This window comes from Thermoleptolyngbya sp. M55_K2018_002 (assembly GCF_015295965.1).
Taxonomy (GTDB): Bacteria; Cyanobacteriota; Cyanobacteriia; order Elainellales; family Elainellaceae; genus Thermoleptolyngbya; species Thermoleptolyngbya sichuanensis.
On the sequence record NZ_DVEA01000185.1, the window covers coordinates 1 to 13271 of the forward strand.

The 13271-nt window shown below is 54.1% G+C and carries 11 protein-coding genes; 7 read left to right on the forward strand and 4 right to left on the reverse strand.

Going from position 1 to position 13271, the window contains the following annotated elements; translation table 11 throughout:
- Window positions 1-216: 216 nt before the first annotated feature.
- Window positions 217-990 carry a hydroxyacylglutathione hydrolase gene (gene gloB / locus IGS51_RS09025; protein ID WP_297078095.1) on the reverse strand — a complete coding sequence of 258 codons (774 nt, stop codon included), beginning with the start codon at window positions 988-990 and terminating at the stop codon, window positions 217-219.
- A gap of 331 nt (window positions 991-1321) precedes the next feature.
- On the opposite strand from gloB, the gene IGS51_RS09030 reads away from it, so the two are divergent.
- The 7 genes from IGS51_RS09030 (at window position 1322) to IGS51_RS09060 (ending at window position 10089) form a co-directional block, all read left to right on the forward strand.
- The gene (locus tag IGS51_RS09030) at window positions 1322-2560 is read left to right on the forward strand and encodes an FtsX-like permease family protein (RefSeq protein WP_297078096.1); all 1239 of its coding nucleotides are present in this window, start codon (window positions 1322-1324) and stop codon (window positions 2558-2560) included.
- A 633-nt stretch (window positions 2561-3193) separates the two neighbouring features.
- Complete coding sequence (locus IGS51_RS09035) at window positions 3194-3952, forward strand: ABC transporter ATP-binding protein (protein ID WP_297078097.1); 759 nt, start codon at window positions 3194-3196, stop codon at window positions 3950-3952.
- A 783-nt stretch (window positions 3953-4735) separates the two neighbouring features.
- Complete coding sequence (locus IGS51_RS09040; RefSeq protein WP_297078098.1) at window positions 4736-6160, forward strand: PP2C family protein-serine/threonine phosphatase; 1425 nt, start codon at window positions 4736-4738, stop codon at window positions 6158-6160.
- Between the two features lie 197 nt (window positions 6161-6357).
- Entirely contained in the window at window positions 6358-6951 is a 594-nt protein-coding gene (locus IGS51_RS09045; protein ID WP_297078099.1) for a pentapeptide repeat-containing protein, read from the forward strand.
- A gap of 379 nt (window positions 6952-7330) precedes the next feature.
- On the forward strand, window positions 7331-7600 hold the full coding sequence (locus IGS51_RS09050; protein ID WP_297078100.1) for a hypothetical protein: 270 nt from the start codon (window positions 7331-7333) through the stop codon (window positions 7598-7600).
- A gap of 237 nt (window positions 7601-7837) precedes the next feature.
- On the forward strand, window positions 7838-9235 hold the full coding sequence (gene argH, locus IGS51_RS09055) for an argininosuccinate lyase (RefSeq protein ID WP_297078101.1): 1398 nt from the start codon (window positions 7838-7840) through the stop codon (window positions 9233-9235).
- A 71-nt stretch (window positions 9236-9306) separates the two neighbouring features.
- Window positions 9307-10089, forward strand: a complete 783-nt coding sequence (locus IGS51_RS09060; RefSeq protein ID WP_367279297.1) for an ABC transporter permease — start codon at window positions 9307-9309, stop codon at window positions 10087-10089.
- Window positions 10090-10457: 368 nt separating this feature from the next.
- On the opposite strand, the gene IGS51_RS09065 is transcribed toward IGS51_RS09060, so the two are convergent.
- The 3 genes from IGS51_RS09065 to IGS51_RS09075 form a co-directional block, all read right to left on the reverse strand.
- A complete protein-coding gene (locus IGS51_RS09065; protein ID WP_297078103.1) occupies window positions 10458-11105 on the reverse strand; it encodes a class I SAM-dependent methyltransferase in 648 nt (215 codons plus the stop codon).
- A gap of 137 nt (window positions 11106-11242) precedes the next feature.
- A complete protein-coding gene (locus tag IGS51_RS09070; RefSeq protein ID WP_297078104.1) occupies window positions 11243-12001 on the reverse strand; it encodes a 2-phosphosulfolactate phosphatase family protein in 759 nt (252 codons plus the stop codon).
- A gap of 200 nt (window positions 12002-12201) precedes the next feature.
- Window positions 12202-13152: a putative 2-dehydropantoate 2-reductase gene (locus tag IGS51_RS09075; RefSeq protein WP_297078105.1), complete on the reverse strand. Its 951-nt coding sequence runs from the start codon at window positions 13150-13152 to the stop codon at window positions 12202-12204.
- Window positions 13153-13271: the final 119 nt, after the last annotated feature.

A 13271-nucleotide genomic window follows, 5' to 3' on the forward strand; every position in this document is an offset into this window, starting at 1 on the left:
TTGCTTCGCTTTCACTCCGCTTCGGCTGTCCTCCCGACCGCTTTACTAATGTAGCCCTATCTCCCTATAACTGTCAACTAATTTCTCAAAAAAAACTCCCAAAACTTGAAAGCCCCAACAGATAAGGGGTTTGGGAGGTTGATCTGTTTCCTGGCGGGGGGAGTGGTTCGCAATTGCCTCTCTAAAATTGTTTCAAGATTTTTCTTTGTACGCGCTTTACCACATATCCTTTTTTCCTCGTAAGCGAGCAAAGCTTTGCACGGGGTCTGATGTGTTCATGGCTGCTTGGAGTTCGGGTGTATCCCATCGCAGAAAGGGATTGGTTTGTTTTTCAACTTCTAGGAGTGATGGCACTGTGGGCTGTTGAAGCTGTCGCTGGCGGAGTGTTTCCTGGTAGCGCAGTTCTAAAGCCTGATTTTCGGGATCGACGGAGAGCGCAAACTGAAGATTCTTCAGCGTGTATTCATGAGCGCACCAGATACTTGTGTTGTCTGGCAAGGCACGGAGTTTGGACAGAGAGTGAACCATTTGAGTGGGAGTGCCTTCAAATAAACGCCCGCAGCCGCCTGCGAACAGGGTATCTCCACAGAACAGATCGCCTGGATGCTCTGAGCTAGCGGGTGGAAAGTAGTAGGCAATATGAGCGCGGGTGTGGCCGGGGACGAAGAGGATGTTGGCTGGGCGATCGCCCAACACAACGCGATCGCCCTCCTTCAAAAATTGCTGCTGTCCTGGAATCCGTTCCCGATCTTCTGCGCCACCGTAGACCACTGCATCGGGAAACCGCTGCAACAGTGCCAGGTTGCCCCCGACGTGATCTCGGTGGTGATGCGTATTCAGAATTGCCACAAGCTGAGCATCCAGGCTGAACAAACAGTCCAAGACTGGCTCTGCTTCCGCAGGATCGACAACGGCCGCTTGATACGTATCAGGGAAATACAGCACAAAGATGTAATTGTCCGACAGGGCTGGAAGACGATGGATTTGCATGGGAAGTAAGATTGTGTGGGATAGGTTCAGCGGTGTCTAAGCGTCTTAGGTGTCTAAGCGTCTTATCTGCTCCTTACCGTAGACTCATTTCACGCCTGCTGACCAGCGCTACATTTATGACCGACCAAGTGCGGGCATAAGCCACCGCCTTTAATTCCAGACAGTAATTCCAGACAGTTAAGCCGAGTGGCACAACTTGGCACAAATCAAATCACTCAGCAACGTACAGTTGAAGAAATGTATGCGTACAAATCTGCGTGCCAATTCTGCATACGGGTTTGATTTCGTTTACTGAATCCGCCCTCAGCGGCCTACTGGGCCGATCTACCGCATGGCTTCAGTTGCTCGCAAAAACCTATTTGAGGATATTCCCCGGTTCTTCGTTGCCCAGGCCGGGATCATGTTTGCCGTTAGCTTGGTAACGATTCAGACAGGCATTTTGAACGGATTTAGCCGCTCAACCAGCACCTTAGTTGACGGCTCTAGGGCAGACATTTGGGTTGGGGCCCAGGAAATGGTGAATCTACAGCTTACGCTCCCAATTCCGGCAGGAATGGTGCAGCAGGCACAAGCAGTAGAAGGTGTAGCCGTGGCTGAGGCGATGATTACGCGAACCACAACGTGGCGGAGTCCCAGCGGCGACATTTCCACCGTGCAAATTATTGGGTTTGACCCGGCTAGCAGTCTATTTAACTATGGAAACTTGTCGGAGGGCAGGGTAGAGGATTTGCAGCAGCCCTACACCGTGATCCCAGATCAAGCAAACCGAGCGTCGATCCACGTCAGCCAGGTGGGCGATCGCGCCAATATCGGCTCGTTGCCAACACGAGTGGTTGGCTTTACGCGAGGCACACAATCGATTGCATCCAGCACCTACGTTTTTACTTCCCTCAAAAACGCAAATGCCTATCTGAATTCTGCCTATACGTCTACCACAAGCTGCCGCTTACAGGACGGTCAACTAATTTGTAGCAACTTGTTTGAGCGGACGATCAATCCCGATGCCGTCCCAGAACCCCGCACCCTCTCCCCCACAGATGTCATTACCTACGTCTTAGTCAAAGCAGAACCCGGAACCGATCTGGAAGCGCTGAAGCGCCGATTAGAACAAGCCCTGCCCAATACCAAGGCTTATACCAAAGCGGAGATGTCTGATTTGACACAAAAGTATTGGGTGCAGCGCACGGGGATCGGCTTTGTATTAGGCTTGGGTGCGACTGTGGGTGTCATTGTGGGAATGGTAATTGTAGGACAAATTTTATACTCATCGGTCGCCGATCATATTCGAGAATTTGGCACGTTGAAAGCGATGGGCGCATCCGACTGGGTAATTTATCGCATCATCATCGAGCAAGCGCTATGGATGGCAGTTTTGGGCTACATTCCCAGCGTGGCCCTGTGTCTAGGGTTAGGAGCCTGGACTTTTGCAACGCAGGGCATCACGATTCTGATTACACCAGTGACCGCCGTCGGCATTTTGGGCATTACGGTTGGCATGTGCGTCACTTCAGCATTGTTTGCCATCCAGAAAGTGACCCATGTTGACCCGGCTATCGTGTTCAAGGCTTAGAGGCTTGCAGTTTAGAAGGCTAGATAGGCTATTTACGCCCAGTCAAAACTTTATAAAAACGCAACAAAAACGCAAATATTTTCGTGTCTAGGGTTACGGAGTGTGAGTAGAAAGGCTTATTACACTAGATAAAGATTAAGAACCGTTTATGGCAGGGGTGCTGATTTACAACTCAGGTTGAAGTTTAACTGGGTTTAGATCTGCCCAAAGAGAGACGGATTCCGAATTTGGGGGTTGTGTACGTGAAGCATTGATTAGAACAGGTTTGAGGTCTTCGTCTACAGAAAATAGGGGTTCGGTCAACCGGGTGAAGGCAACTTTTGAGCATTCAAACTATCGTGAAGTTATCGCGAGAAGTGAGAGACAAGTCTCAAAGTATGCAACCTGTGAACCAGTTTTGGAGTCTAGTGAGATAGCTTCTTTAGGATTTTAAGTTGATTAGAACTGTGGGCTAGCTTTCGACAGTTTATTTTGACAGATGGTGTTGCCTTGATTTTGAACACGCCCGCATACCTGGTGTCAGGGTTGGATTGAAGTCACTGAGTGCCTCACAGTTCTGTGATTTATTCCTCGGGTTTTGTCTTTGATCGACCTGTTGTTGTGGATCACGCTGCCGTTTACGTTCTAACGTTCATGACTGTATCGCATCTGAATCTAGCTTCATCCCTGGCAGTTCCTGTGCCGTCTCAGTATTTGGCAGAGCGAGAGCTGACACCTGCTGTGTCGGAGGCGATCGCCACTCGCGGCGTAGAAATGGTGTACGGGGAAGGAGCCGAGCAGTTTCAAGCACTCAGCAACATTAACCTAGAAATTCCCGCAGGCAGCATCCAGCTTTTGATGGGGCCGTCTGGCTCTGGCAAAACAACGCTGCTCTCGATCCTGGCAGGCATCCTGACTCCTTCAGGCGGCAGTGTTCGTCTGCTAGGTCAGGAAATTACTGAAATGTCGCGATCGCAGCTTTCGCAATTTCGCCTGCAAAACATCGGTTTCATCTTTCAGGGCTTTAACCTGTTTCCAGCGCTGACGGCCCTAGAGAATATCGAACTGGCACTGGAGATGAAGGGTATTCGCGGCAAGGCGGCCCGCCATGAGGCATTGTCGCTGCTGGAAGCCGTAGGTCTGGGCAGTCGCGCCAAAAACCTGCCCAAGAACCTTTCTGGCGGACAGAAACAGCGAGTGGCGATCGCCCGCGCCCTGGCCGGAAACCCGCCGCTGATTATGGCAGACGACCCCACGGCAGCCCTCGACTCTACTAGCGGACACGCCGTGATCGATCTGCTCAGCACTCTCGCCAAAGAGCGGGGACGCACCGTTCTCATCGTGACGCACGATCCTCGAATTATGGACGTTGCTGACCGCGTGCTGTATCTGGAAGACGGACGACTGAAATAGCCGCCAAGAAATAGCCGCCAAGCTGCCATTCCAGGTCGCTATTATCAAAAGAGCTTGCCACTGAATATCGTCTGGGGGCTATGGCTGGATGTGGAGCGGCTACGGCCAGGCTGGAGGGCGATCGCCCTGACTCAACTCCGTCCCAGGACTCATCACGAATAGGGTATCCAGCTTTCGCAAAACTTTACTTTGCGCCTAGCGAAGTTCTTCTACAATCCCCGTAACGGCTTTGGCGCTTTGCCCTGGCCCAGAATCCAATCATCTTCTTCAGATTCTTCAGCAGAGCGTTATCTTGATACGGGATAGCCAGAGCATATCCTGTAGTAACCCTGTAATCGATCCCTATTACGCAGGGGAGCGGTATAGCCGTCATCACTTTGCCACACACCTTGCTTGATCGGGTACCCAAATCGGGTATCAAATCTGAATCAGAACCAAGCCCAATCAGCTCCGCACTCAGACCTTCTCCCAATCAATACGCTTCCAATTAATACAGCTTATTCAGTTCAATACAGCCTATTCAGTTTTGGCTCTGTCCGGCGAAACTGCCCATAGCTGCAAAATCGTCCTATACTCCGGTTAAGAAATCTTTCCTAAGTTGTTCTGCTGCCAATTCTGTGTACACTCGATAAAACCTAATCTCAAGTTCATTACCTTCCGACTGTAATGCCCGACAAGCCCCTTGCAGGCAATTTCTACAAGCTAATCTTCGTATAAGGCAATTTTCACAGTCCCAACTCCCAGTCCTACTTGGTTTCTGCCAAGCCGCAAACTAAGCCTCGCATGACCACTGTTCCCGTTCCACGACAGCCTTCACAATCGCCGGATTTGCCTGGCGGCACGCCCGCGCCAGACATTACGCCTGTGTTTGCGCTGAAGGAGCTTGTGTCTCGGCTGAACCGGGAACATAACAAAGTCCAAGATTTGCTGAGTTCTCTGGGGTTTGCGCTGCGAAGCTTTACCAATCTCAATCAATTTTTAGAGCTAACCCCGCTGATTGCCAGTCGAGTGACCGATGCCGACGGGGGCGCATTGATCCTATTTCGCCCCAACGGGCAATTACGCCTTGAGCGAATTCACTGCCAGGATGGACACAATTGCCAAACCATTCGCAAGGCTTTAGAAACGGCGACGCTACAGCTTACGGCTTCGTCCCCCACTGCGGGAACTGCGCTGGTTCCATCGGCCGATTTGACGGCGGCCCTCGACTATCAGGTCAATCGCCACTTGGGCGCAGACGTACAGATGTTTGGCACGGCAATTTTGTCTAAAAACGAGGAGCGGGGGCGGCTCTATGTCTTCAGCTATGACCCGAACTATGAGTGGACAGAGACGCGGCAGAAGCTGGTGAGGCTGGTGGCGGATCAGACTGCGGTGGCGATCGCCACAGACGAACTCACCGTCGAACTCCGCAAAAAAGAGCGCCTGGATCGAGAGCTAGAAATTGGCGAAGAAATCCAGCGGCAGCTTTTGCCCCGCCAGTGCCCCCAAATTGAAGGACTAGAATTGGCAGCCCGCTGCAAAAACGCCAACCGCGTCGGCGGCGACTATTACGACTTCATCCCGGTGAACTATGACCAGGTACGCGCCAAAAAGGGCACGCTGAGTAACTGCAACCGCTGGAGTATTACGATTGGCGACGTGATGGGCAAGGGCGTTCCGGCTGGGCTGATTATGACCATGCTGCGGGGAATGTTGCGGGCAGAAGTGCTGAACGGACACCAGCCCTCGCGAATTTTGCAGCACTTGAACCACGTCATGTACGCGGATTTAGAAAACTCTAACCGCTTTGTGACGCTGTTTTATTCCGAATACAACACCGAAACCCAGGTCTTGTCCTACAGCAACGCCGCCCACAACCCGCCGCTGCTGTGGCGAGCCGCGACAGGCAAAATTACCCGGCTAGACACGCTGGGAATGCTGATTGGGCTGGATGTGGATACGCAGTATTTCGACGCGCAGGTGCAGTTGGCTCCGGGTGATACAGTCATCTATTTCACTGACGGATTTACTGATGCGGCTAGCCCGAATGGCGATCGCTACGACGAAGAAAACCTAGTGAAAGATGTTGAATACGCCTGCCAAGCCTACAGCAGCCCGCAGGAAATTCTGGAATATCTATTTGGGCAGGTGCAGCAGTTTGTCGGTGCGGGGCGCGATGCCAACGACGACATGACGCTAATCGTCATGCGGGTCAAGCCCGAATAGTTGGGCTAAAACAGACGAGCCGCAGCTCCGGTTTCTATGCTTGAGTCCTAAATGAGTGCCCATCTACGCAATTTGGACTATTTCTAAAGTTACAAAAAAGTCTGGGCGGGCTGCTGAAATTGCCAACCTTCAGAGGATGAACTGCTGTCAGTCTGTTGAATAAGGTGTGGATGTAGCTAATTGGTTTAGGTATATTCATGGCTTTCAAAAACTATGGACGGCTGGCAGGCGGGGCGATCGCCCTTGTTTCCGCAGGAATGGTTGGTTGTGCCCTCCCCTCTCCAACCCCGCCCACCCAGATTGACCCAGCCCCGAATCAAGCCCCGGCGGATTCCCAAACCGCTCCCCAGGGCGTGAATCCGGCCCAGCCAGCGCCAACCGCTGCCCAGGATGATTCTAATCCTGCTGCAAGCCAGCCCGTTGACAACCAGCCCATCGCTCAGGCAACAGCGGGTAGCGACCCCCTTAGCCAGTTGCTCTCTACGCGCCAGTGTGTCGGCTGCAACCTCCAAGGGGTCGATCTGGAACGGGCAGATCTTCGCGGCGTAGACCTGAGCAACGCCAACCTGACAGGGGCTGACCTCGAAAAAGCCGACCTGAGCAATGCCAACCTGAGTGGGGCTAATTTGACCAATGCGGATCTGGAAGAAGCCAACTTAACAGGTGCGAATTTGCAAAATGCGAACTTGACCCGCGCAGATCTAGAAGATGCGAACCTGACGAATGCCAATGTGACGGGCGCAAACTTTACCGGAGCCGATTTGGACGGCGTGATCGGGCTACAGCGCTAGGGGCGATCGCCCAGAAGGGGGCGGAAACCTTTCGGAACTCAGAACGTTTTACAGCGTTAGCCATGTTGGTTGTGGGGTAACAGTGCCGCCTCACAGCAACACCTGCGTCCTCGTGAACGGACTCAGGACTTGCGATAAGTTTTCTGGGTTTTGGACGATTTTTCGCGGGCTGTGCCCGCGAAAAATCGTCCAACTGCGTCAGTCCTAGGACTACGGCTAGAGGAGAAGATTCCAAGCAGGGATTGAGTGCCAAGCCTTCTTAGCAATCCAGCACCATAGCTGGATCAAACGCTTGCAAATTACGGTATATTCCGTAGTATTTTATGGCTGCCGCAAATCAGCGGTCGCTTCAGGATCATTTCACGAGGCTTCAATCCCCATGATGTGGATCGATTTGGCGCATCACGCCTTGACGTGGGTTTCTAGTGCCCCTAGTTTTGCCGACCCTGCAAGCTGGAGCCTGGCTCCCGACGGGCTACTGTGGCACTGGCACCTTGATTACCCAACGCTGGCACAACAGTTTGATACGGACGTATTTGCTGGGGTGCGGCGGGCAGCAGACAATTTTGTGAAGACTGGTCAGGTTTGGGCACTGCTGATTGGGATTGTCATTGGCTATCTGCTGCGCGGCTTCACAAGCTACGGCTAGATTCATCAGTAGGCATTAAGCGGTTTTGGGTAGCGCGAACTACTCAGACGAACTACTCAGAATCGTCTCTTTTAATGCAGCAACGTCAGGCAGGAGTCGTCAAAACTGGCAGCAATAGCTAAACCCCATAGCTGAACCCCATAGCTGAACCCCATAGCAAGGGCAGTCCCACCGCAAGGGCAATTGCTAAACCAATTGCTGAACATTTATCTGAGCATTTACTCTTAGGGCAAGATTTTGGTCAATCCTTCTCCGCAGCAAACCTGGAGCCAGCGATTTGAGTCGGCTTTGCATCCGGCGATCGCCCGCTTTAACGCCAGCATCGGCTTCGACATCGAGCTAATCGAATATGACCTGACGGGTTCGCAAGCCCACGCCAAAATGCTGGCCCACACAGGCATTATCTCTCCCGAAGAAGGCGAACAGTTGGTGGCCGGGCTAGAGCAAATTCGCCAGGAATATCGATCGGGACAGTTTAACCCCGGCATCGACGCGGAGGACGTGCATTTTGCTGTGGAACGGCGGCTGACAGAAATCGTCGGCGATGTGGGCAAAAAGCTGCACACCGCGCGATCGCGCAATGACCAAGTAGGCACCGACACGCGGCTTTATCTGCGCGACCAAATTGGGCAAATCCGCCAGCAGTTGCGCCAGTTTCAGTCGGTGCTATTTGCTCTGGCAGAACAGCATGTGGAAACGCTGATTCCTGGCTATACACACCTGCAACGGGCGCAGCCGCTGAGTTTGGCGCACCACCTGCTGGCCTATTTCGACATGGCGCAGCGCGACTGGGAGCGGCTGGGCGATGTATATCGTCGGGTTGACCTGCTGCCGCTGGGGTCTGGGGCGCTGGCAGGCACAACCTTTCCGATCGATCGCCACTATTCCGCCGAGCTACTGGGCTTTGGCGGCGTATATTCCAACAGCCTGGATGGGGTGAGCGATCGCGACTTTGCCATCGAGTTCCTCTGCGCCGCCAGCCTGATCATGGTTCACCTATCGCGCCTGTCGGAGGAGGTGATCCTCTGGGCATCGGAGGAATTTAGCTTTGTAACGCTGAAAGATAGCTGTTCCACAGGGTCCAGCATCATGCCCCAAAAGAAAAATCCCGACGTGCCAGAACTGGTGCGCGGCAAAACCGGGCGCGTGTTTGGGCACTTGCAAGCCCTGTTGGTGCTGATGAAAGGATTGCCGCTGGCCTACAACAAAGACTTGCAGGAAGACAAGGAAGCTCTGTTCGACGCGGTAAAGACGGTGCGCGGCTGCCTGGAGGCTATGACCATCCTGCTGCAAGAGGGCATGGAGTTCCGCACCGAGCGGCTAAACAGCGCCGTTGCCGAAGACTTTTCCAACGCGACCGACGTGGCGGACTACCTCGCCGCCAAGGGCGTACCTTTCCGCGAGGCGTACAATCTGGTGGGCAAAGTTGTGAAAACCTCTCTGGCGGCAGGCAAACTGCTAAAAGACCTGACGCTGGGAGAGTGGCAGTCGCTGCATCCCGCCTTTGAGAATGACATTTACGAGGCGATCGCCCCTGCCCGCGTGGTCTCCGCCCGCAACAGCTACGGCGGCACAGGGTTTGACCAGGTTCGTCAGGCCCTCGACCGGGCCCGCGCTCACCTCAGCGAACCTTAGAAACCGAACCTTAGAAGCCCATGACACAGCCTCCTGACAGGCTTGCAAGAAGACGTGGACTGCTGCCCTATATCCGCCGTCATCTGCGCGTGCTGGGGCTATTCTGGGAAACGGCGATCGCCACCGAGTTGGAATATCGGATTAACTTTGTGCTGGCCACGCTCAGCAGCCTGGGCAGTTTGGCAGGTAGCCTGTTCGGACTGTTCCTTTTTTACCGCACAGGCTACAGCTTTCAGGGGTGGAGTTGGGAAGAGGCGCTGGTCGTGCTGGCCATGTTCACGCTGCTCCAGGGCTTTTCCGCCACCTTCCTCTCACCCAACCTCAGCCAAATCGTGAAACAGGTGCAGTTGGGCACGCTGGATTTTGTCTTGCTAAAGCCCATCAGCGCCCAGTTCTGGCTGTCTACACGCACCGTATCACCCTGGGGCATCCCTGATCTGATGTTTGGGTTGATAATGCTGGGCTATGCCGGATCGCGGCTGGGGCTGCCCGTGGGGGTGTACGGCATTGGGGCGATCGCCCTTGCTTTAGGGCTGGTCACCCTCTACAGCCTGTGGTTCATCCTGGGAGCCACTAGCATCTGGTTCGTCAAGGTGTATAACGTGACGGAAGTGCTGCGGGGCTTGCTAGAGGCGGGGCGCTTTCCTACGGCTGCCTATCCCGCCGCCTATCGATTTTTCTTTACCTTCGTCGTGCCCGTGGCATTTCTCACCACAATTCCGGCAGAGGCACTGCTGGGTCGCACTGCCTGGGGCTGGATTGGCGCGTCTGCTGGGCTGGCGATCGCCCTATTCCTCTTTGCCCAACAGTTCTGGCGCTTCGCCCTGCGGTTCTACACCAGCGCCTCCAGCTAGCCTGCAACAACCAGTGCAGTCCGTAAAACACCCTCTAAAAGCGGAACATATCTGCAAGGTTTGCCTAAGGTTAGTCAGGGATCTTGCGGATCTCGTATTTGCTATGTATGTATCTTGCTATGTATGTATCGTATGTATCTTCGTCTTCAATCTGCGCTATCCGGGTCGGTATCTCAATCGTATGCAACCAAGCGTATGTCACTGTAACTAAGTGTACGTAACGTATATGTAAGTAACTAAGTGTATGTAACGTATATGTAACCAACTAACCGTATGCTGGAGGGTCTGTAGCTCAGCCGTCCTGTTATTACTTCACATCAGGGTTCGGTTTTTACGCATACGCCAGCCAGCCCAAAATCCAAAATCCTCTAGCTCACTCGCTCAGCCATCACCGCATAAAACGGATCGCCCCCGCCCATACCCAGCAGTTGCAGAAACGGGGGCACTGACGGCTGACGAGCAATCGTCTCAATCTTGCCAAAGCCAGGAATCTGCTCGAAGTAGCGTTTTACTAGTTCTACCCGCTGCGATTCCGATGCTTCTACCCACGCCTGAATTGCCTTCTGGAAAAACATCCGGTTAGAAAAGCTGACGATAGCAAGGCCACCTGGTTTCAAGATGCGATAGATTTCGGCAAACACAGCCTCCGGTCGCTGTAAATACTGCACCGACACTGTATTCAGCACCGCATCAAAAGACTGATCGGGCAGCGGCAAAAGCTGATTCTGGTTCAGATTCTGCACAAAGTAGTGATCAAGCCGGGGATTTCGCGCCAACTCCTCCGCGTTCATGCCGTGACCCTCCACATGGGCGAAGGTCATCTCCTCTGGCAAATGAGACACCCAGCTACTCATCATGTCCAGGATGCGAGTATCCGGCTTCAGCCGTTCCCGGTACAGATCGGTCAACTGCTGAATAAACCCGTCGTCTACATGGGTCACGAAACGCGGATAGTCGTAGAACAGCGCATCGTCTGTTTCGTCAAGCTTGCGCCGCTGGGCAGGTTCCAGAATCATCGGGGGTACTGATATTTTGACACCTCACCCTCCAGTATATTGCGAAATATTAAGCAGGCGACATGCTGCTGGAGTTGACTCACACGCTATGCCCAACCCTCGGTCACTGCGTCCCCTGCGTCACCCCCAACAGTGAGCTACCCCGCAACTCCAATCAAGCTTTCATGCTTCACCAATACTCCTGGCTCCCGCTGGATGGGTAGCACATTCAGCAGATCTGTTTGGGAGCAGTATTTCAAATCTTCGTGGCAGTGCAGGCGCAGCAGGCGTTTGCCGTGGGTGGCGTGGTGCAGGAGTTCCAGCAGGCGATCCTGCCACTGGCTGTAGAGACTCACTGCGCTGATCAGTTCGTCGTTGCCCGCGAGGTCTTCTAGCGGAACGCCGAGTTCCACCTGCAATCGATGGGCGATCGCCCCCGCACAGACCGTATCCTCCAACGAAAATGACCCTTCCCAGCCAGAGCCGACCAGCCACACGGTTTCGGGGCGGCGAGCCAGCAGATAATCTACAACAGCCTGACGGTTGACCAGTGCAGCGGCGATCACCGTTTCGGCAGACTGGATCGAGGTTAGCGCACGAGTGCCATTCGTGGTGCTGATGAACAGTCGCCGCCCCGTCACCACCTCTGGCGTGCAGTCCAGCGGCGAGTTGCCAAAGTCAAACCCTTCTACCTTTGCGCCGCCCCGTTCTCCCGCCCGAATCCGCTTCTCAGGGGCCCAAGATTCGCTCACCCGCATCAGCTCATTGAGGTCGCTAAACACCTGAACCGCTTCGGCTCCAGCGTTGAGTGCGGTGGCCATGGTGCTGGTTGCCCGGAGTACGTCGATGGCGATCGCACAGTCGGGCGTTTTGCCGGAAGGAATCAGTTCCGGTGTGTGGAAAACGAACAGCTTCACAGGTTGACCTTGTTAAGAAATACTGCCGACTAACATCTTACGTTGTCTTGTGTCGGCCATCTCAGGCAAAACCATGCAAGAAAACTTGCAGATAGATTAACTAATCTTTGAGTATGACGCGGAAATTACGCATCCTTCGCCCTGCCAGCAACCTCCCAAACCAGTATTAAACCACTTTCAGAGAATTCTCGATCGCCCCGCTACAAACCCCGATTCTGCGCGTCTAGAAACCGCAGTTGTTGATACAGCGTTTGAATCTGAGGCAGGTGGACTCCTGCCGCCTGAGCCGCCCGCAGCGGATTGCCATACATCGCTTCTACTTCCAGCGGGCGCTTTTCGTCGTAGTCGATCTTCATGCTGGTGCGATAGGGCTTCATTTTTGCCGTGTGATCCAGCATGGTCTGCACAAATTCTGGGGCGATCGCCCGTCCCTGCGCCGCTGCCCCTTTCATCACCTCCTCCATCAGCGCCTCGGCGAGCGATCGCGCATCAGGGTTGGCCATCATGTCCTGCGTCGTCGCATTCAGCACCACGGATAGCCCGTTAAAGGGAATGTTCCACATCAGCTTTTTCCAGCGGGCCAGCACCAAATCCTCAGCCAGTTCAATGGGAATGTCTGCCCGCTCAAAGTCTGCCGCGATCCGCCGCATTCGGTCGGTAATGCCCACTGCCTCCCCCGCCGCGCTGTATTCACCCATCGCAATTTTTTTATAGTCTAGATGGCGAATGTGCCCCGGCCCGACTTTGTTGGAGCAGAGGAAACACAGTCCACCCAGGACGCGCTCTGGGCCGGCGATCGCCGCTGCCTCAGCCTCTACTCCCAGCCCGTTTTGCAGCACCAGCACCACGCCATCATCCTTCACCACAGGCGGCAGCAGGTCTGGCAGCAGATGATTTTGGGTCGTCTTCAGCGCCACAATCACGACATCGCAGCGCGGCATATCGGGCGATCGCCGATAGGCATTCACCTGCGGCAGTACAAAATCCCCATCCGGCGACTCGATCACCAGCCCCTGTCGCTGCACCAGGTCAAAATCGCTCCGCAATAAGTAGTGAACCTCCAGCCCTGCCTTTTGCAAACACGCGCCATAGTAGCCGCCCAACGCCCCCGTACCCAAGACGGCGTAGGTCAATCCTGAAGCCGTATCCATGCTGCTGTCCTCTTTGCCCGCAAGTTTGCCCGCAAGTTTGCCCGCAAGTAAAGTCTACACAAATAGGACTTACGCACTTGCGATTAAGTTGTCTGGGTTTTGGACGATTTCTCGCGGGC